Genomic DNA, 17,658 nt, shown 5'->3' on the forward strand with positions numbered 1-17,658 from the left:
AGGCTAAAGAAGGAAAAAGGGCTGTTTTTTTTGTTGATGCCGCTCACTTCGTCATGGGAGCATTTCTCGGTTTTGTTTGGTGTTTTGAGAGACTTTTTGTTAAGTCACCGAGCGGGCGTAAACGCTTCAATGTTTTAGGAGCATTAAATGCAATAACTCATGAAGTGATTCTAGTTACTAATGACACTTATATTACGGCAACTCAAGTCTGTGAACTTCTTGAAAAAATAGCTGCTTTAGGACTAATGATTCCCATCACTCTAGTCTTAGATAATGCCCGCTATCAGAAATGTAAAATTGTTGAAGAATTGGCTCTTTCTTTGTCAATAGAGCTACTCTATCTGCCGTCTTATTCGCCTAATCTAAATTTAATTGAAAGGCTGTGGAAATTTGTCAAAAAGAAATGTTTACATGGTAAATATTATGAAAACTTTTCTGACTTTTCTTCAGCTATTTATGAATGTCTGAATGATGCCCATCTGAAACATAAAAAAGAACTGGATTCCTTGCTGACTCTACGATTTCAGAAGTTTAATAAATCTCAGATTATGAACGTCTAAAGTATAACCACAGAAATTAAAGGATTAATTGCAAGAGTCGCTAATCAGGAATTTACCAATCGAGGGATTCTAATCGCTTTGGTTGTTGCCATTTTAGGAGGGGCAGCCAAACTTTTTGGTTTTCTTCCCAATCCCTAACAGATATCTAATTAGGAAGTTGCCGTTTTCTTTTCACTGATAACTGAAAAATCCCTACCCTACCCAATCACCTCGTGTAAATCCGTCGGTGCGAGATTAGGATAAACCACTTCACCATCCTTAAACCAGATAATGCGCTGAGAGTGACGCGCCACATCAGCCTCGTGAGTTACCATGACGATAGTAATGCCACTGTTATTCAATTCTGAGAAAATAGTCATCACCTCTTGGGTAGTTTTCGAGTCTAACGCCCCCGTCGGTTCATCGGCAAGTAATAATATGGGTTGATTGACAATTGCCCTAGCAATAGCGACGCGCTGCTGTTGTCCTCCCGATAATTGATTGGGTTTATTGTGCAGTCGATTATCTAATTTTACCCTCGTTAAAGCAGCAATCGCTCTTTCCTTTCTTTCTTGGGGAGAAACCCCACCATAAATCATTGGTAACATGACATTTTCCAGCGCACTCATCTGGGGTAAAAGATGGAATTGCTGGAAAACAAAGCCGATTTTGCGATTCCGAATCTGGGCTAAATCCCCATCCGGCAGCGTGGAAACGTCCAGATTTTCTAGATAATAAGACCCCGAGGTGGGACGATCAAGACAGCCGATAATATTCATGGCTGTGGATTTTCCCGAACCTGAAGCCCCCATAATAGCGCAATATTCCCCTTTTTTTAGGCTTAAATTGATGTTATTGAGGGCTTTAACCATGGTTTCGCCACTGCCGTAGATTTTAGACACATTTTCGAGGCGAATAATTACCGGCTGATAGACTTCGGCTTTATCGTTGCGTTCGCTGAGAGAGGAAGTATCAAAACTCATGAAATAAATTCGTGGGGGCAGGGTGTGGGGTGTGGAGTGTAGGGTTTTACCGATTTTCAGGAGGTTAATTACCTAATTTTCAGGCAAAAAGTGCCTAAATTTCCCCCCTGATCACTCCAAGGGCTGGCAGTTTTTGATTTCAAACAAGCTTAAAGATATTATCCAACAAGGTTTTTAGATTTATTCAGCCAGCCCTAAATAGGGATAAAACCAATAAATGCAGCTATTCTAACCTGAGCAATTCTCCATTCAAGCAACATCCTTGAGAAAACCGACTAAAGGCAAGAAAACCGGCGCTAAATTCGATCGAGCCACGGCTAAACAGGGATAGGATCGATCACTATAATTTTCCCCCACCTGTAAGGGAAAAATCTTTTCTCCTAAAGAGATAAATACCCCGCCGGCGGCCTGTAGAATTGCCCAAACCGCAGCAATATCCCAGACTTTTGGGGTTGCTTCCACTCCTCCCAAGACAGTGCCATCGGCAACCAAAAGCAGATTATAACTAGCCACTCCTATCATCCGCACTTTGCAGGGAAAGGGGTTTTTGAATACACCTGTACTACGAGCGCAGAGATTAAACAGATGATTTTTGCTGGGAAAATCGTCGCTGGTGTGAATCGGTTGACCGTTGCAGTAGGCCCCCTCTGGACCAGTTAAACCCGTCTCACCGTACCAATAACCATAATAGGACTGTTTCAGGCAGGGGAGATAAACAAATCCGAACACAGGAGTCCCCCGGTAGAGAAGTCCTAGGGAAATGCCCCAGATGGGAATACCGCGAGTAAAATTAGTCGTGCCGTCGATTGGATCCACTACCCAACACCATTCTTGATCCGGGAAAATATGGGTAGTTTCCTCGGTTAAGACTCCATGATCCGGGAAAGTGCGGGCAATTAATGATCGCAATTCGCCATCGGACCAACGGTCGGCAGCCGTCACTAAAGTCCCGTCTGCTTTATTGGTGGCCTGTAATTTGCCAAAATCAGCTACTAGGCGATCGCCCACCTGCTCGGTAGCCTGATAACAAAAGTCTAAAACCTGACTCCAAAAAGTTTCCATAATTTTCTCGTTCGTTTTCTAGTAGAATATTAGCTTAGTGTCTAAACTTAGGTAGTCGAGATTGAGCGCGGAAGCCCACCAAGAGATCAGACTAGCTACCCGTCTAGAAGCGATACTTTACCTAAAAGGGCAGCCTGTCCCCTTAACCGAGATGGTGACATTAACTAACAGCGATCGCTTGACGGTGGAAGATGCTATGATCGAGTTAATGTCCGATTATGCCCACCGGGATAGTGCCTTGGAAGTGGTGGAAACCCCCCTCGGTTATAGTTTACAATTGCGGTCAGCTTATCAGAATTTGATCGAAGACCTGATCCCGGCCGAATTAGGCACGGGAACCCTCCGCACTTTAGCAGCGATCGCAATAAAAGAACCGATTTTACAAGCGGATTTAATTAATTTACGCGGCAGTACGGCCTATCAACAGGTTCAGGACTTGGTAGAACGAGGATTTGTGAGAAAACGCAAGCAAAATGAAGGTAGATCCTACTGGTTAGAACTAACCGATAAATTTCATCAATATTTCGAGGTTGACAATCTTAGGGAACAGGGTATTCTGGAAGCTACCGATCAGGAATAAGGAGGGAGAGGGTATATTAAGGGTAAATATTTCTGATCACTGAGCTAAACTTGAAGAAGATAGGGGGGACTTCGGGCAATCAAGAAGAGCGATTTGTTAACCTAGATCCAATAACCACTACAGCGTGGGAGTTCTGATGACTTTTAATCCTGATTTTTTTCCCTGGGAAACCGAAGAACAAAATGATAACTGTCTAATGCAGTATCTCCAGCAGCAGCATCCTGAAACCCTTGAGAGAATAGCCCAATCCGTCAGTAGCGAAATTAAAGATATTATCTCGCAAAACGTCAGGGGATTGGTGGGAATGTTGCCCTCAGAGGATTTTGCGGTACAAATTACCACCGACCGCGAGAATTTGGCGAATCTTCTCGCTTCAGCGATGATGACAGGTTATTTCCTCGGTCAAGTGGAGAAGCGCCATCATTTAGAATCAATTTTGTTAGCTACAGAATCAATTAAATTGGGCAAAAAACCAAAAATAGATTAATCCTCACCCCAAAAAGATAGAGACACTTTCATCGGTGTCTCTATCAGTTTTTAACCCCCTTTGGCAAAACTCACCATCACCAAAATCGAGAGCAGGATACCGGGGACAAGTAAACCCGCTAATAATCCAAATTCAGTCAACGTCATAGGAAAATATGCCCAAAATTCCATCACTTCCCACTCTAACCCCCTCTTCTGGCCACCTCAACAAAGCTTAAGGAAAATTTAAAGCCTTTTATCGGTTTTTCTCCTATCAGTTGTCCGACTAGACAAACCAAAGAGATTCTTTTTGATGTTGCCAAGCGGTTTATAATTCTTTTTTCAGCGCCTCATATAAAGCTGAATAATCTTCCTCTGCGAATCCCATTGCTAAAGCTTTTTCCAGAAGACGCTCTACTCCTGTTAGGGGAAAAGTGGTTAAATCTAATTTCTCCGATTCCTCTAAAAAAAGATTGACATCTTTCAGTAAATGTTTAGTGGGAAAGTTAGGGTTAGCATAATTTTCTTCTAACATTCTGGTTAATTTTTTGTCAAAAGTAGGCGCATATAAGGCACTTTGACGCAGGATAGTCATGAACTTTTCTATATCTACTCCTTGCTGGGATAAAAAAGCTAAACTCAAACCAAAAGCACTGGTTAGAGTGGCAATTAATTGATTTAAAGCTAATTTTAACGCCGCAGCGGTTCCCACTTCCCCGATTAACATCGGTTTTTGACCAAAATGTGCTAATAAATTTGACCATTGATGGAACTGTTTCTCCGTTGCTCCCACCATAACTAAGAGAGTGCCATTTTTAGCTTCGGGAATACTTCCTAACACGGGTGCTTCTAGATATTCTCCCCCTTTAGCCACAATTTGATCTCGCAGTTGTTTACTTTCAGAAGGGGCAATGGTTCCCATCTGGATAATAGTCCGATTATTGAAGTTAGATTGCTCGTAATTTAATCCTAAAACCTCTTGGATAGCGGCGGCATTAGTTAACATTAAAATCAGACAATCTGCCTCTTGAATGACTTGTTCAGGAGAGTTAACTGTTTTGGCTCCCAACTGCTGTAAAGGTGCTAATTTTTCTAAGGTGCGATTATAGGCAATAACAGAAATTTTCTGATTTAATAATCTTTCTACCATTGGCGTTCCCATTAATCCTGTTCCCAAAAATCCAACTTTCATAACTTAATTTTTCCCTGATTTAGTGATTAGTTTTTACTTGTTTTTATGGCTGTCCAATGACGTTCGGAAGACTGATAAATTTTAACATTTTTTAATCCCGATTGCTGGATTAAATCTTCGATTTCTGCTAGGGTAAAAGCCGCTCGCAGCGAGTCTTGAAATAGTTGCGCTTGTCGGGGAGAAAAATTAGGATCGATTTCTCTCACCATCCCCTTAATTATTTCCTCGGAATCGGGACGGAATAAATCTCTTAAAAATATGCCACCATTGGGTTTTAAAACTCGCTTAATTTCGCGTAAAAAAGGCAGAGGATTTTCGAGATGGTGGATTAAACTATTAGAAATAACTAAATCAAATTGCTCGGATTGGTAGGGGAGATTTTTTCCATCAACTTTTTCTAATTTTATTTGTTCTTGACAGTTAGCATTCAGGATATTTTTTTGACCAATTTCTAACATAGAATCGGCCAGATCAATAGCGATAATTTGCCATTGGGGACGCAGTTGACTGAGGATAATCGGAATGCGTGCAGTACCGGTTCCTACATCTAATACCCTAGCATTAATACTAGCCAATTGTACGGCTTCTTTAGCAAAATTAGTATTAACTTCCGTGAAGTCCATGGCATCATATTCGATCGCTTCTTCCCGATCATCCATTACTTCTGGTTCTAAAATTCTTTCCATAGAAAAGCTATCTTTAGGGATTACAATATTGACAATACATCGGATCGGCGGTTTTTTCACCATTGGGAAAGAGTTTTTCCTCTCGATAATCACAGCTTTGACAACCGTATAGTTCCAGTTTAATTAAAGAGGTGGGAAAGTGACATAAACCACAGGGTAAACCCGATGTTCTTTCGATAATATCAAACCCCGGACAACCACAATTAGGACATAATTGATTAAGTTTTTGAACAAGATTTGCTGTCGCAGCTGCAATTGCTTTCATCCGCGTGGGATTGTGCATAGCGCGCATATCGGTTTCTAGGTGTACTTTGCCGTTTTTGTCAAGAATATCTTCAACAATTTTAACGAAATTTTTCTCGTCAGTAATTCCCTTAAAAATATGCTCAGAGTCGAAAGAATTTTTATCAAACATCACCACTAAACCATGACTAGGAAACCCTATTTTTTCGGCAAATTCTAAAGCAGCTGCTAGATTAGTGACAGTTTGGTGAGCGTGATTAGTTTCCGTGACTATTGCTTGACCAATTATTTCTAGATTATGGACTCGATCGAGCAATAAAATCAATTCACGATTACAGGAAACTAACGGCAAGTTAGGATAGGGATAAAAACTACCCTCACTAGCAATTCCGATATCGTATCCCGAAAGCTCGATCGCTTGTTGTGCCTTCCTGCGAGCGGTTTCAATTTGTGTCCCGATGCGCTTAATATCCCGGGTAAAAGTGCCAAAGCGATCGGTATTAAAATTATCGGGTACAATCACCTTAAGTCCTATTTTTTCCTCTAAAATCGGTGCAATCACCCGCTCTTTTCCGTGCATAGTCCCTAAAATTGCTATCCGATCTTGAAACATCTTTTCTTGAAACATCTTGATCAAGGAAAAAGTAAAAAACAGCAATCAGCGAAAAGAAAACGGCAATTTCCTACTTAAGACTGTCCACTTAAAACTCACATCTGATAACTGATAACTGATAACTGATAACTGATAACTGATGGCGGGTTACGGCGAATACTAAATAGGTGGTAAAGTATCTAAATTATTGTCGCCTAACCCACCCTACACTAAGTTTCTGGGGTTTTTCCCTGAGCTTGTTTTAATCTTTCTGCTGCTGTTTCCATGACTTCTGCAAAGTTTTCGAGAATTTCGCCGGGGTGTGCTTCCAGGATTTTTGTGGATAGGGAAATGCGGTTTTTATATTCGTCAATTTCCGCGACTACCACTTGAATTGCTTGACCAACTTTAAAGAAAGTCATGGGAGAATTAAAAGAGGCTCCTGTCACCTGTTTAGCATGGAGTAATCCCGTCACTCCACCGCAATCGACAAAGACACCGTAGGGTTGTAATTTAACCACGGTGCCACTTAATAATTTACCCACAGCTAATTGACTGATAGCGTTAGCGCGAGCAATTTCTCGCTGAGATAAAACTAATTTATTATTTTCTTGATCGATTTGAATAAAAGTTGCGGTTAAAAGTTGTCCGATCAGGGAATCTAAATCATTTTTTTCGATTAAATGGGAGCGAGGGATAAATCCTTTTAATCCTTCCACTTCTCCCGTCACTCCTCCCTTATTCACCCCCGTGACGCGCAGCTGCACCGACTTGCCACTTTCAGAGATTTCCCTGACATTTTCCCAAGCTTTTTGTAGTAATAATTGCCGCAGAGAAAGGGTAACTTGTCCTTCTGCGTCCTGTCCACGGGTAATCAGAAAATCGAATTCTGCACCTATGGGTAAAGCTTCAGCAATAGAAATAACATTTTCCAGGGAAATTTCCCTTAAAGGAATAAAAGCGGAGGATTTGCCGCCAATATCGATGTATGCTCCATCGGAGGTGTGTTGATCGACTCTCCCGCGCACGATTTGCCCTTTTTCAAATTGATAATCGTATTGATCAAGAGCTTTGGCAAAATCGTCCATGGAAAAGGCTGGGTTCGGTGTCATGATAAATAGAATGGTTACAAGTATAATTTCGAACTGCTTCCAGTGTAAGCTGAAGCTTGAGGAGTCAGACCATTAAGATTTAAGAAGACTAAATAACTCTAGCACATGATCCCAGGCAGATTTGGCCGCCTTAGCATTATAACTAGCCCTTTGGTCGCAGAAAAAGCCATGGTCGGCGTTTTCATAGCGGAAAACTCGATGGGGGATTTGATAACGGGTTAATGCGTTTTCTATCTCATCCACTTGCTTTTGAGGAATACTGGTATCCAACACCCCGAAAAATGCGTAGATTGTCCCTTTGATTTGGGGAGTCACCCTCACTGTCGCTTGACCACCCCCGGGGGTTCCCGTGGTGATTCCTGCACCGTAAAAAGAGGCAGTAACTTTGATATCCTCTAGAGTGGAGACAAGATAAACCACATGACCACCAAAACAAAAACCGATCGTGCCGACACCGGTTTTTTGCACCTGTGGCAAACTATAAAGATAATCGATGGTGGCTTGGATATCGCTGATTAATTCGGCTGCTTTGGTTTGTTCCTTGTACTGACGACCGATTTCGATATCTGCCCTACTGTACCCCGTTTCAAAACCAGGAGCAAATCGCTGATAAATGGCAGGAGCGATCACTATATAGCCTTCTTGGGCAATTCTGCGGGTGACATCTCGAATATGGTCATTTACGCCGAATATTTCCTGAATCACGATAATTGCTGGATAAATTCCCACTCGATCGGGAATGGCTAAATAGGCATCTATGTCAATATCTTTGTTAGAAATCGTAACAGTTTGCGTATTAATAATCATAATTTTCTCGGTGAAAAGGATGTTGGTTTTCCAGTAAAAAGTCAAATCTTGCTCAAATTAAAACAAACTTTGCCAAGGCCGCAGCCACCCCATTTAAGTTTACACTGGGGGCAACCCAATCGGCTTGATCCTTAACGGCTTGGGGAGCATTACCCATAGCGACACCGACACCCGCGTAGGTGAGCATAGAAACATCATTAAAATTATCACCGATCGCCATAACGTTTTTTGGTTGTAATCCTAGGATATCTTCGGCCAAAAATTGGGTGGCGCTTCCCTTGGTAGCCTCAACGTGGGTAACTTCAAAAAAAGTCGGACTCGATTGGGTAAAGTATAAATCTTGATTTTGATAGCGTTGCTGTAAATGCTGCCAAATCTCGGCGATAAATTGCTTATCTTCCCCCATGGCCAGGATTTTAGTGGTTTTGTGGGCGACTTTGCGTAAATCCCCCACTGCTTCGGCAATAATACCCGATCGCTGGCGATAGAATTCCGTTTCCGCGTTTAATTGCCGCACATAAAGCACATCGTCCATATAAAAATTAAGGGAGATTTTCTCCTTCCATTGGGGTTGTTCGAGATAATCTAAAAGATCGATCGCCAAGTCGGGGGAAATAGGGGTATGTCGATGGTGAACTTGGGAAACAGGGTCTTGAATCCAAGCGCCATTGTAAGCAATTATAGGTAAAGTGGATTTAAGGCGTTTATGAAAGCGTAAAGCCGAGCGGTACATCCTACCAGTGCCAATAGCGACGGGAATCCCCTTTTTTTGGACGGAAGAGACAGCTTGCACCACGGCCGGATTAACCTGATTGTTATCCCCGGCGATCGTTCCATCCACATCGACAACGATTAAGCGAATATCCACAGTCTTTTCCCATTCAACGGTAACAGTTAATAGTTTGCCACTTCCCCCATCAAAAAGGGTAAATCTTGCTATTCAGCCAAAGCATTGTTAAAACCCGATGACTCTGGATGGGTAAGATAGGGATAGAGAATTCCCCAAATAACCATCGAGATAGTCGATCTGGCTAGAATTAAACTAGCCAGATCGAGACAGAGCTTAATTCTTTCAGCTAGGGGCATTTTAGCCCGCAATTCCGCCTCCGATTCGGGACGATGGATAATCAGGGAGGCCACCGCACCGATCGCCGCCCCTGTACCTATAATGATGAGGGTGCGTCGCTGCAAATTCCCGATTCCTAAGCTGGATAGATGCGAATACGGCGATTCGGTTCCTCTCCGAAGCTATCGGATTGGAGACGGTAATGTTCCACTAATTCGTGCTGCATTTTCCGCACTTTCGCCGAGCGGGGCAGTAACTCCACCGGTTGGCCGGTAGGGATAACGATTTGTTCCACCGCTAACCGGGCCTCCTCCAAAGCTTCGATCTCGTCATCATTACCGCTGCGGGCAAATAAACGCAGATCCGCACCTTCCTGATTCATCGGGTCATCAATCCCCAAAATCCGCTTTAAACCGCGAGAAATTTGGGGCAGGGTATTGGATTTGATGCCATGGATGGGAATTTGTCTTACTTTGGCAATTTGCCGCAATTTTGACTGATTTTTAACGTGGGAACGCAGGGCCAGCACTGCGTCGGCCCCCTGTAAATCTTTGGTCAAAACGATCGGCAAATCTAGGGCCTGTACTACCTGCTCGATCGGAGCGCGACTAACTCCGTAGGGATAGACATAAACCGGCCAATCTTCGCCATTGGGACCGGGGACGCGGACTTTTTCCGTTTCTAGTTCCTCCTGCAGCCAGGATTGTTCGAGGAGGCGATCGAAATCGTTTTCCCGGTTGAGAGGGCCTGCAGGGAAACGGGCCACGGGAGTCATCCGGCCATCGGCCCGCCACCCCTTGGGTTTATCCATTTCCGGCAGATAATTGCCGCGCAAAGGGGTGAGGTTTTCCGGTTTTGGTTCTTCCTGAGCGACCTGTACTTTCCCCTCCTCATCCACCCAACGGATTTGGGCAATTGCTTCCCGTCCCCGCAGCAGTTGGTCGATAGTGGTGGATACGTCCTCGTGAATGACCCAGCGCTGACGTTCCAACATTTCGATGGCAATATCAAAGGTGGGGGGTGCTTTGCGTTCTAAAACCGTCTTCTGAGAACCCCGGCGGCGCGCTTCTTCGTCTCCGAGAGTTACTGCCTGAATTCCCCCGACTAAATCCGATAAGGTCGGGTTTTTAATTAAATTTTCCAGTTGATTGCCGTGGGCGGTTCCCACTAACTGCACCCCGCGTTCGGCGATCGTGCGAGCGGCCAGAGCTTCTAATTCCGTACCGATCTCATCAATCACGATTACCTCTGGCATATGGTTTTCCACTGCTTCGATCATGACCTGATGCTGTAATTCCGGACGGGACACCTGCATCCGACGAGCGCGACCGATGGCCGGATGGGGAATATCTCCATCCCCGGCGATTTCGTTGGAGGTGTCGATAATTACTACCCGTTTATTGAGATCGTCGGCTAAAACTCGGGCTATTTCCCGGAGAGCGGTGGTTTTTCCTACCCCCGGACGACCGAGCAGCAGCAGGGATTTTCCTGTTTCCACTAGGTCGTTAATCAGGGTGATCGTACCAAAAACAGCCCGACCGATACGACAGGTTAAACCGATAATTTCCCCGTCTCGATTGCGAATGGCACTGATCCGGTGCAGGGTGCGTTCAATCCCGGCGCGATTATCGCCGCTAAAACTGCCCACCCTGGCGATCGAATACTGGATTTCTTCTTTTGAGATCGGTTCGTCTCCCAGATCGATCGCCCCATCGGGAAAACGCGCTTCTGGTATGCGTCCCAAATCCATAACTACTTCGATTAGTTGATGCTGCCGCGGGTGTTCCTCGATTTTGCCGCGAATCCGAGCCGGTAGAATTGCCAAGAGTTTGTTTAAATCGTCGGTCACTGGCATCCGAGAGGAGGGTAGGGTTTCTGGCATTAATAGTAAAGGGTTTTGGCGATAATTGGCCGTTTTTATTTCCAAGATTTTCTTGGGGTCTAACACATTTATGGGTTAGTTGTCAATTAAAAAATATTATAGTTTTTTGACCAAGGCTAGGCTTTTAATTGAGCAACCACCATAGAAGCGGCTTTAAGGGCTTCTTGGTAGGCTTGGGGGTCATTTTCAAGGTTAAGCTGGTCTAAATGCTCTAAAATTGGCAAAATCAATGAACGGGCGTAACTTCCATAGGCAATACCAGCGATTTTTTTTCTCAGTCCCAGTTGCTGTAATTTGGTCACGGTGTGGTCATTGGTTCCCCCGGCTAACTGCACAAATCCGGCTAGATTGCTGGAAAGGACTTTTTTGGCCATATTAATGGCCGGGTGGGTGGTTCCTTTGCCGATATCGCCGCTCATCGGTCGGCCGTCCGTCTGCCAAATCAGAGGACAGCTTAGGGGTGAAATGGTTTCTCGCAGATAGTGGAGGTAATCAATGATATATTCATGATCTTGGCAACTTATGGCCAGGATTTTTAGGTTTTTAGTTAAAGGTGCGATCGCCTGCCAGAGTCGAGCAAATTCCTCTCCGTGTCCGACTTGGGTATGAATTTCGATCGCATCCACTCCCATTTCGATAATTAAGGGGATAATTTCTGCGGGTTGACAGACACGGGATCTTGTCTCGATTATCTGCGGGGGACAAACGGGTAAACAGCGACCGCAACCATAACAGCGCTGTTCAATCACTCCCCCCCCATCAATAGCATAAGCGGGACAGATTTTTTCGCAGGGACGGGGACAATCGACCGGACAGAGTTGCGGGTTAAAGACAGCTTTGCGAAAGTGGGGATCTTCACCGTCATTGAGACTGACCATTAACCAAGGTCGTCGATTTGGGGAGAATCCGGCGATTTTTTCCGCCGTTTCGATGCCTTCCTTGGCCGCAAGGATCACGGCTCGATCGGCAGCCACATCAATACAATCGGCCCCGGCGATAGTATAGGCCAAGGCGAGGTTGCGAATCGTGGGCAAATCTTGGTAACTAGCTCCACAGATGAGCTTGAACCAGTGACCCGCAACTAGGGACTGTAAGGGAGAGGGGTTTTTATCTAGCACTTTTTTATCCTATCGCGCCCAGCCCCTAAATGTCAGCCTTGTGCTGCTCTGATTCTGACTAAAGAATGATTATTAATTCTTCTTGGACGCACTAAGTCAGAAACGGTAAGTAAAACCGATTTATTCAACAACGTCAATCCCTTAACTGCTCACTTGCACAACTAGCTAGAGCGATCGCACCATGCCAAAACCACTGATACTAAATCCAGTTATTAAAAACTGATTATCTATTCTCTCTTTTGCTCCTTGCCTTTTGCCTGTCCTGATATGTATCCTATACTCAACGGATTTAGTATCTAGGTATCCCCAATCTCACCAGCGATCGCAATTAAAAGAAATATAGGAGACAGAAAATGGCTAACGACACCGTTACTTATTCCCTAGAAGCTGTTCTGACAAGGATCGAAGGGAAAATAGACTCCCTACAAAGAGATGTCAATCAAAAATTCGACAAAATCGATGAACGGTTAACCAAAGTAGAAATAGGACAATCGGAGATCAGAGGGGACATTAAAGCCTTAGATGAGCGACTAACTACGGAAATTAAAGGACTAACGACACGGGTTGCTTATCAGGATTTTACCAACAGGGGGATTTTTATCGCCCTAGTTGTCGCCATTTTAGGAGGGGCTGCTAAACTTTTTGGTTTTTTTCCCAATCCCTGACAGCGATCGCCATCGGTTAGGCCGAGGTTGACACTAAAGACTTAAACCAAGTTCTAAAATCCATTTGATTCTTCTTGGACGAATGCCATCGGCCTCTACATTCAACTATAAACCCAAACGCTGCTTTTGACGGGCTTTATAGGAAGCTAACAGCCAGATAGAGCCAGAAATCAAAGAAGGAGCAAGGACGAAACAAGTGGCCATGGTCACGGGATGTTCCCGGGCCCAGACCCAATAGATCATCACGGCAAAAATCAAGCCACAGTAAGCTAGTCCGAGAAAGGGGATGCCAATGACCAAAACAGCGAATCGAGTATCTTTATCCATAAAATATCGTGATGGCAGCGAAAATTTAGCTGATGGGTTCCGCTTGTCCCTATGTTTACTTATAATCTTGCTTCTGGGATTGCTTGCGGAAAAATAAGGTATTTTTTAGAATTAGGCGCTGATTATTGGGGGAATTTCCTTGCCGAAACAAAGATTAGATTTATTATTAGTAGCCAAAAATCTCTGTGATTCCCGTCAACAGGCACAGCGATTAATTCGCGCTGGAGAGGTGAAAGTCAATCACCAAATCATTGATAAACCGGCCACAGAAATCGATCCAGAAGCGGCGATCGAGGTTAAGCAGAAACTGCCCTATTTGTCAAGGGGGGGCGAAAAATTAGCCAAGGCCCTAGAATTGTTTGCCATTGATGTCAGCGATCGCATTTGTTTAGATGGAGGCATTTCCACGGGGGGATTTACCGATTGTCTCTTGCAAAAAGGAGCAAAACGGGTTTATGGGGTCGATGTGGGTTATGGACAAGTGGCCTGGACTTTACGGCAGGATCAACGAGTTATTTTACTAGAAAGAACTAATTTTCGCTATTTAACCCCAGAAAAGTTATACGGACAGGAAAAACCCGCCGATTTAGCAGTTATGGATCTGTCTTTTATTTCCCTGACCAAAGTTTTACCGACCCTGTGGACGCTATTAAATCCACCGCGAGAGGCGATTTTATTGGTCAAACCCCAATTCGAGGTGGGACGGGAAAAAGTCGGCAAAAAAGGGGTAGTTCGCGACCATCAAGACCAAGCATCGGCAATTTTTCAGGTTTTACAGGCCGCAGAAGTCTTAGGATGGTTCTATCGGGGTTTAACTTGGTCTCCCATTACCGGACCTGCGGGTAACGTCGAGTATCTTCTCTGGTTATCCACCGATACCGGCCCAGTTAGTCCCAGTTTAACCGCGATCGCAGAAATCACCCAAGCAGCGATCAAACAGTTTTAACCCCGGTATTTTCTCAAGGAAGTGGGGAGAGGGGGAAATTTTCGGAAAACCTCTTGACAAATGGCGAGACTTGCTTTACACTTTATGTATAATGGCAATCCGTGCGCCCATATATATAGGGTTTTTGAGCAAAGATAAAAGAGAAAAAAATAGACTCAAAAATCGGGTTGGGTAGGAAGAGGATAAAGGTATGAAGACGGAAAATTTCTCTCCCCGACAAGCATTAAACAAACCGAATCTTTGTCAGGTAGAGAAGTTTCAGGTATTCTTACACACAAAAACGATGATCGGGGAGTTCAATCTATCGGAAAATGGGAGAGATAACCCGAAAAATTCTTGTTAAATCATGTTAAGTCCCGTAGATACGATTAAAATTCTCGAAAATCATCCCGATCGCACTTTTCCAGCTGGTGAGGTTATTTTTGTCGATGGCACGGAGGGCGAGTTAATGTACGGTATTCTTAGCGGAGAAGTGGAGATGTATATCAAGGGGCAATTGATAGAAACTCTAGAAAAAGGGGACGTATTTGGAGCAGGAGCGCTCCTGCACCCAGATAAACTGCGAGAATCCACAGCTATCGCCAAAACTGATTGTAAATTAGCCTATCTCAATCAACCGCAGTTTTTATTTGCCGTGCAGGAAACCCCCATGTTTGCGATCGAAGTATTAAGAAGTTATTCCGATCGCTTTCGCAAGTTGAAAAAAATCTTCGCCGGTGAAGCATAGAGGAGCAAAGGAAAGCCATACCATGAAAACTATTGACCGAAAATCTCACCGACAGTTAAACGGGAACCATTGACCAAATCCCCACCAGAACGCGGTGGTTTCCCCGATAATTGCACTTCTTTTAATAATAATAAACCCGCTCCCGTCTGCACTACTGGCCCGAAATTTTTCCAGAGAGCTACGATCGATCCCACTTCTCCGCTTAGATGAGAAAGGTCTTTTGTCTGTAATTCTCGAGGTAGTTGACTAGGATCGTCTAGGGGAATAGTGGCCATCACTTTTAGGGGTTGTCCCCGGAAAGTGGTTAGCGCATTAGGATAAAAACCCCGGACTCGATCATGAATTGTCCGGCCCGAATCTTGCCAGTGGATTAGGTAGTCAGATTTCTCAATTAAAGGGGCATAGGTGGCATCGTTGTTATTTTGAGGAATTGGGGTAATTTCTGCTCGATCGAGCTTAGAGAGGGTTTCTAGGAGCAAATCCGCCCCCATTTGTCCTAGGGTTGCTCCCACCTGTTCGGCATTGTCAAAAAGAGCGATCGGGCTGTAGGCTTTCAGTAACATCGGTCCGGTGTCCATGCCCGCATCCATTAACATAGTGGTAATGCCGGTTTCTTTTTCTCCCTTAGCGATGCACCACTGCACGGGGGCTGCTCCCCGATATTTCGGTAAAATTGAGCCATGAACGTTAATACAGCCTAATCTTGGCATCTCTAGAATTTCTGGGGAGAGGATTTGTCCGTAGGCAACCACCACAAAAGCATCCGCTCGCGATTGTCTGAGAAAATCTAAGGTTTTAGCATTTTTTTTGACACTTTTGGGCTGCAAAACTGGTATTTGCTGTTCTATGGCTATTTGTTTCACTGGTGAGGGGATTAATTGATTACCCCTTCCCCGGCGCTTGTCCGGTTGGGTAACGACGGCAATTACTTCTATATCGGGATTGGCTAATAATTTTTTGAGGGTGGGGACGGCAAAAGTCGGGGTTCCGAAAAAAACAATACGCATGGGAGAGGGGGGTATTTTTCAGTTATCAGTGTGCAGTAATCATTAACGACTAACTATGCCAGACCATTGGATTTTTTTGGCTTTTTCCCGACGATAGGAGAAAAAATGCTCCTCTTGTTGATAGGTGCAAAAAGGAGCGATCGCAATTTGTTGATCTCTAATTCCTAACTGTTGTAGTTGATGATAAATCACCCTTCGCACGTCCAAGCGAACTTTTCCTTTTTCCTCGTCAGCAAATAAGGGGGAAGGGGAGAGGTTAAATAAATTCGCCAGAATTTGGTCGGGATTGGTTTCTTGGGGAAATAAACTTAAACCCACTTCTGCGGCAACTTCTTTATCTACTTGATACACTTCCCCGGCAATTGCCGGCCCCAGGGCCAGCACTAGGTTATCTAAACAACTACCGGAGTTTAATAACTGTTTAACTGCTTTGGGAACTATTCCCTTAGCTGTCCCTCTCCATCCAGAATGAATCGCCACCCCAACACCGCTAGAGCGATCGCCCATTAGTACGGGCGTACAATCAGCACTGGCCACCCAAATCCCTTGACCGGAAGCATCGGTGATAATTCCATCCGCTTCGGCCATTTCCGGGTTAGTAATCCCTTGGGGATTTAATAGGCGATCGCCATGTACCTGTTTGACCCGATAAACTGGTACATTTGCCCCTAGAGCAGCCGTAAAAGCTTCCGGGGTTTGGGGGTAATAATGACGGGTAAAAAAGCCGTGGGACCAGTCCTCTAGGAGATTACAGGTAAGATAGGGCAATCCTTGCCATGTTTGCCATTGCCACAGAGAAGTCTCGGTTAATCGCACATCGATCGCTACATTGGTCACAGTCTAAGCCTCTCTGGCTGCAATAATACCTTATTCTTTCCTATCCTAGTTCTGAGCTTGGCAAACGGCAACCAGAAAATTATTACCCAAACCCTTGACAAATGGCGAGACTTGCTTTAGACTTTTTATATAATGGAAATCCGTGCGCCCATATATATAGGGTTTTTGAGGGAAGATAAGAGGGGAAAAAATAGCCTCAAGAATCGGGTTGGGTAGGAAGAGGATAAAGGTATAAAGACGGAAAATTTCTCTCCCCGACAAGCATTAAACAAAGCATTTCTGAGAGTCAAACCGAGTCGTAGTCAGGTGGGGAAGTTTCAAACCCACCTCAGACAACTCTTGGGGAGTATCAACGAGACAGAATCGGAGGAGTTCCATAAAAACCTGCTTGCAGACTTTCTCAAACACAGCTAAGCTAAACGGCGCTTAACCTGCATGATCCAATAGCTATAACCTTTTTGGAGTCTATATCGGTGATCCGAAGTAAAAGCCATTTAGCTTACTACAGTCCCCAACATTTCATCAACACCAAGGGAAGGAATGATTTAGTCATCCATAATGGGAAAGAGTCGCGGGATTCTGTGGGGGTGATATTGGAAGTCAAGAAACCCAGCAATAAAAGCGAGATGCTGCGGAGAGACAAACTCAACTGGGAATGCTCCCTTCAGGTTCTACCTGAAGAATAGTTTAAGGCAGATCCTTAAATAGGGTTTGCTGAAAAAGTTTTTCGTGGGGGTAGGGTTTGGGGTGTGGGGTGTAGGGTTTTACCGATTTTCAGGGGGTCAATTACCTAATTTTCAGGGAAAAAGTGCCTAAATTTCC

Annotated in this window: 20 protein-coding genes and 2 pseudogenes; 8 read left to right on the forward strand and 14 right to left on the reverse strand. The window is 44.4% G+C overall.

All coding sequences use genetic code 11. From position 1 onward, the window contains the following. The coding region (locus IQ224_RS07255; protein ID WP_194032769.1) for an IS630 family transposase at positions 1-560 on the forward strand (560 nt) is incomplete at its 5' end. Positions 561-563: 3 nt separating this feature from the next. Further along, positions 564-698: pseudogene (locus IQ224_RS07260) on the forward strand (DUF4164 domain-containing protein); the annotation flags it as partial. A 59-nt stretch (positions 699-757) separates the two neighbouring features. On the opposite strand, the gene IQ224_RS07265 reads toward IQ224_RS07260, so the two are convergent. Beyond that, complete coding sequence (locus IQ224_RS07265) at positions 758-1,522, reverse strand: ABC transporter ATP-binding protein (RefSeq protein WP_002748669.1); 765 nt, start codon at positions 1,520-1,522, stop codon at positions 758-760. A gap of 249 nt (positions 1,523-1,771) precedes the next feature. Next, positions 1,772-2,584 (reverse strand): inositol monophosphatase family protein, encoded by an 813-nt coding sequence (locus IQ224_RS07270; protein ID WP_194032770.1) that lies wholly within the window; start codon positions 2,582-2,584, stop codon positions 1,772-1,774. A gap of 61 nt (positions 2,585-2,645) precedes the next feature. Between IQ224_RS07270 and scpB the strand changes: the two genes are divergently transcribed. Together scpB and IQ224_RS07280 are read left to right on the forward strand one after the other, a co-directional pair. Continuing rightward, positions 2,646-3,164 carry an SMC-Scp complex subunit ScpB gene (scpB, locus tag IQ224_RS07275; protein WP_002748674.1) on the forward strand — a complete coding sequence of 173 codons (519 nt, stop codon included), beginning with the start codon at positions 2,646-2,648 and terminating at the stop codon, positions 3,162-3,164. A 136-nt stretch (positions 3,165-3,300) separates the two neighbouring features. Then, positions 3,301-3,651: a DUF760 domain-containing protein gene (locus IQ224_RS07280; RefSeq protein WP_002735620.1), complete on the forward strand. Its 351-nt coding sequence runs from the start codon at positions 3,301-3,303 to the stop codon at positions 3,649-3,651. A gap of 306 nt (positions 3,652-3,957) precedes the next feature. Here IQ224_RS07280 and IQ224_RS07285 read toward each other — a convergent pair whose 3' ends face one another. The 9 genes from IQ224_RS07285 to ldpA all read right to left on the reverse strand — a co-directional run bounded on the left by IQ224_RS07285 (position 3,958) and on the right by ldpA (position 12,327). Beyond that, positions 3,958-4,821, reverse strand: a complete 864-nt coding sequence (locus tag IQ224_RS07285; RefSeq protein WP_194032771.1) for an NAD(P)-dependent oxidoreductase — start codon at positions 4,819-4,821, stop codon at positions 3,958-3,960. 26 nt (positions 4,822-4,847) lie between these two features. Then, positions 4,848-5,507: a class I SAM-dependent methyltransferase gene (locus tag IQ224_RS07290; RefSeq protein WP_255527402.1), complete on the reverse strand. Its 660-nt coding sequence runs from the start codon at positions 5,505-5,507 to the stop codon at positions 4,848-4,850. A 13-nt stretch (positions 5,508-5,520) separates the two neighbouring features. Beyond that, the gene (locus IQ224_RS07295) at positions 5,521-6,378 is read right to left on the reverse strand and encodes a DUF6671 family protein (protein ID WP_194032773.1); all 858 of its coding nucleotides are present in this window, start codon (positions 6,376-6,378) and stop codon (positions 5,521-5,523) included. Between the two features lie 194 nt (positions 6,379-6,572). Then, complete coding sequence (locus IQ224_RS07300) at positions 6,573-7,430, reverse strand: S1 RNA-binding domain-containing protein (RefSeq protein ID WP_036402998.1); 858 nt, start codon at positions 7,428-7,430, stop codon at positions 6,573-6,575. Between the two features lie 96 nt (positions 7,431-7,526). Beyond that, on the reverse strand, positions 7,527-8,261 hold the full coding sequence (locus IQ224_RS07305) for a dienelactone hydrolase family protein (RefSeq protein WP_002748681.1): 735 nt from the start codon (positions 8,259-8,261) through the stop codon (positions 7,527-7,529). A gap of 52 nt (positions 8,262-8,313) precedes the next feature. Further along, the gene (locus IQ224_RS07310) at positions 8,314-9,129 is read right to left on the reverse strand and encodes a Cof-type HAD-IIB family hydrolase (protein WP_002748683.1); all 816 of its coding nucleotides are present in this window, start codon (positions 9,127-9,129) and stop codon (positions 8,314-8,316) included. Positions 9,130-9,197: 68 nt separating this feature from the next. Then, entirely contained in the window at positions 9,198-9,452 is a 255-nt protein-coding gene (locus tag IQ224_RS07315; RefSeq protein ID WP_194032774.1) for a hypothetical protein, read from the reverse strand. An 11-nt stretch (positions 9,453-9,463) separates the two neighbouring features. Then, positions 9,464-11,275, reverse strand: a complete 1,812-nt coding sequence (locus IQ224_RS07320; RefSeq protein WP_194032775.1) for a R3H domain-containing nucleic acid-binding protein — start codon at positions 11,273-11,275, stop codon at positions 9,464-9,466. 50 nt (positions 11,276-11,325) lie between these two features. After that, the gene (gene ldpA, locus IQ224_RS07325; RefSeq protein WP_002748686.1) at positions 11,326-12,327 is read right to left on the reverse strand and encodes a circadian clock protein LdpA; all 1,002 of its coding nucleotides are present in this window, start codon (positions 12,325-12,327) and stop codon (positions 11,326-11,328) included. 353 nt (positions 12,328-12,680) lie between these two features. On the opposite strand from ldpA, the gene IQ224_RS07330 reads away from it, so the two are divergent. Next, positions 12,681-12,992, forward strand: a complete 312-nt coding sequence (locus IQ224_RS07330; RefSeq protein ID WP_002748687.1) for a hypothetical protein — start codon at positions 12,681-12,683, stop codon at positions 12,990-12,992. Between the two features lie 105 nt (positions 12,993-13,097). Here IQ224_RS07330 and IQ224_RS07335 read toward each other — a convergent pair whose 3' ends face one another. Beyond that, entirely contained in the window at positions 13,098-13,319 is a 222-nt protein-coding gene (locus tag IQ224_RS07335; RefSeq protein ID WP_185239880.1) for a hypothetical protein, read from the reverse strand. Between the two features lie 139 nt (positions 13,320-13,458). On the opposite strand from IQ224_RS07335, the gene IQ224_RS07340 reads away from it, so the two are divergent. After that, positions 13,459-14,265: a TlyA family RNA methyltransferase gene (locus IQ224_RS07340; protein WP_194032776.1), complete on the forward strand. Its 807-nt coding sequence runs from the start codon at positions 13,459-13,461 to the stop codon at positions 14,263-14,265. A 346-nt stretch (positions 14,266-14,611) separates the two neighbouring features. Next, the gene (locus IQ224_RS07345; protein WP_194032777.1) at positions 14,612-14,992 is read left to right on the forward strand and encodes a cyclic nucleotide-binding domain-containing protein; all 381 of its coding nucleotides are present in this window, start codon (positions 14,612-14,614) and stop codon (positions 14,990-14,992) included. 29 nt (positions 14,993-15,021) lie between these two features. On the opposite strand, the gene fmt is transcribed toward IQ224_RS07345, so the two are convergent. Both fmt and pgeF read right to left on the reverse strand, forming a co-directional pair. Further along, the gene (fmt, locus tag IQ224_RS07350; RefSeq protein ID WP_194032778.1) at positions 15,022-15,999 is read right to left on the reverse strand and encodes a methionyl-tRNA formyltransferase; all 978 of its coding nucleotides are present in this window, start codon (positions 15,997-15,999) and stop codon (positions 15,022-15,024) included. Between the two features lie 42 nt (positions 16,000-16,041). Continuing rightward, positions 16,042-16,836: a peptidoglycan editing factor PgeF gene (gene pgeF, locus IQ224_RS07355; protein ID WP_002748696.1), complete on the reverse strand. Its 795-nt coding sequence runs from the start codon at positions 16,834-16,836 to the stop codon at positions 16,042-16,044. A 231-nt stretch (positions 16,837-17,067) separates the two neighbouring features. Here pgeF and IQ224_RS23885 point away from each other — a divergent pair. Continuing rightward, positions 17,068-17,510: pseudogene (locus IQ224_RS23885) on the forward strand (hypothetical protein); the annotation flags it as partial. Positions 17,511-17,658 lie beyond the last annotated feature (148 nt).

The sequence above is a fragment of the Microcystis sp. LEGE 00066 genome, from assembly GCF_015207925.1.
GTDB classification, from domain to species: Bacteria; Cyanobacteriota; Cyanobacteriia; order Cyanobacteriales; family Microcystaceae; genus Microcystis; species Microcystis ichthyoblabe_A.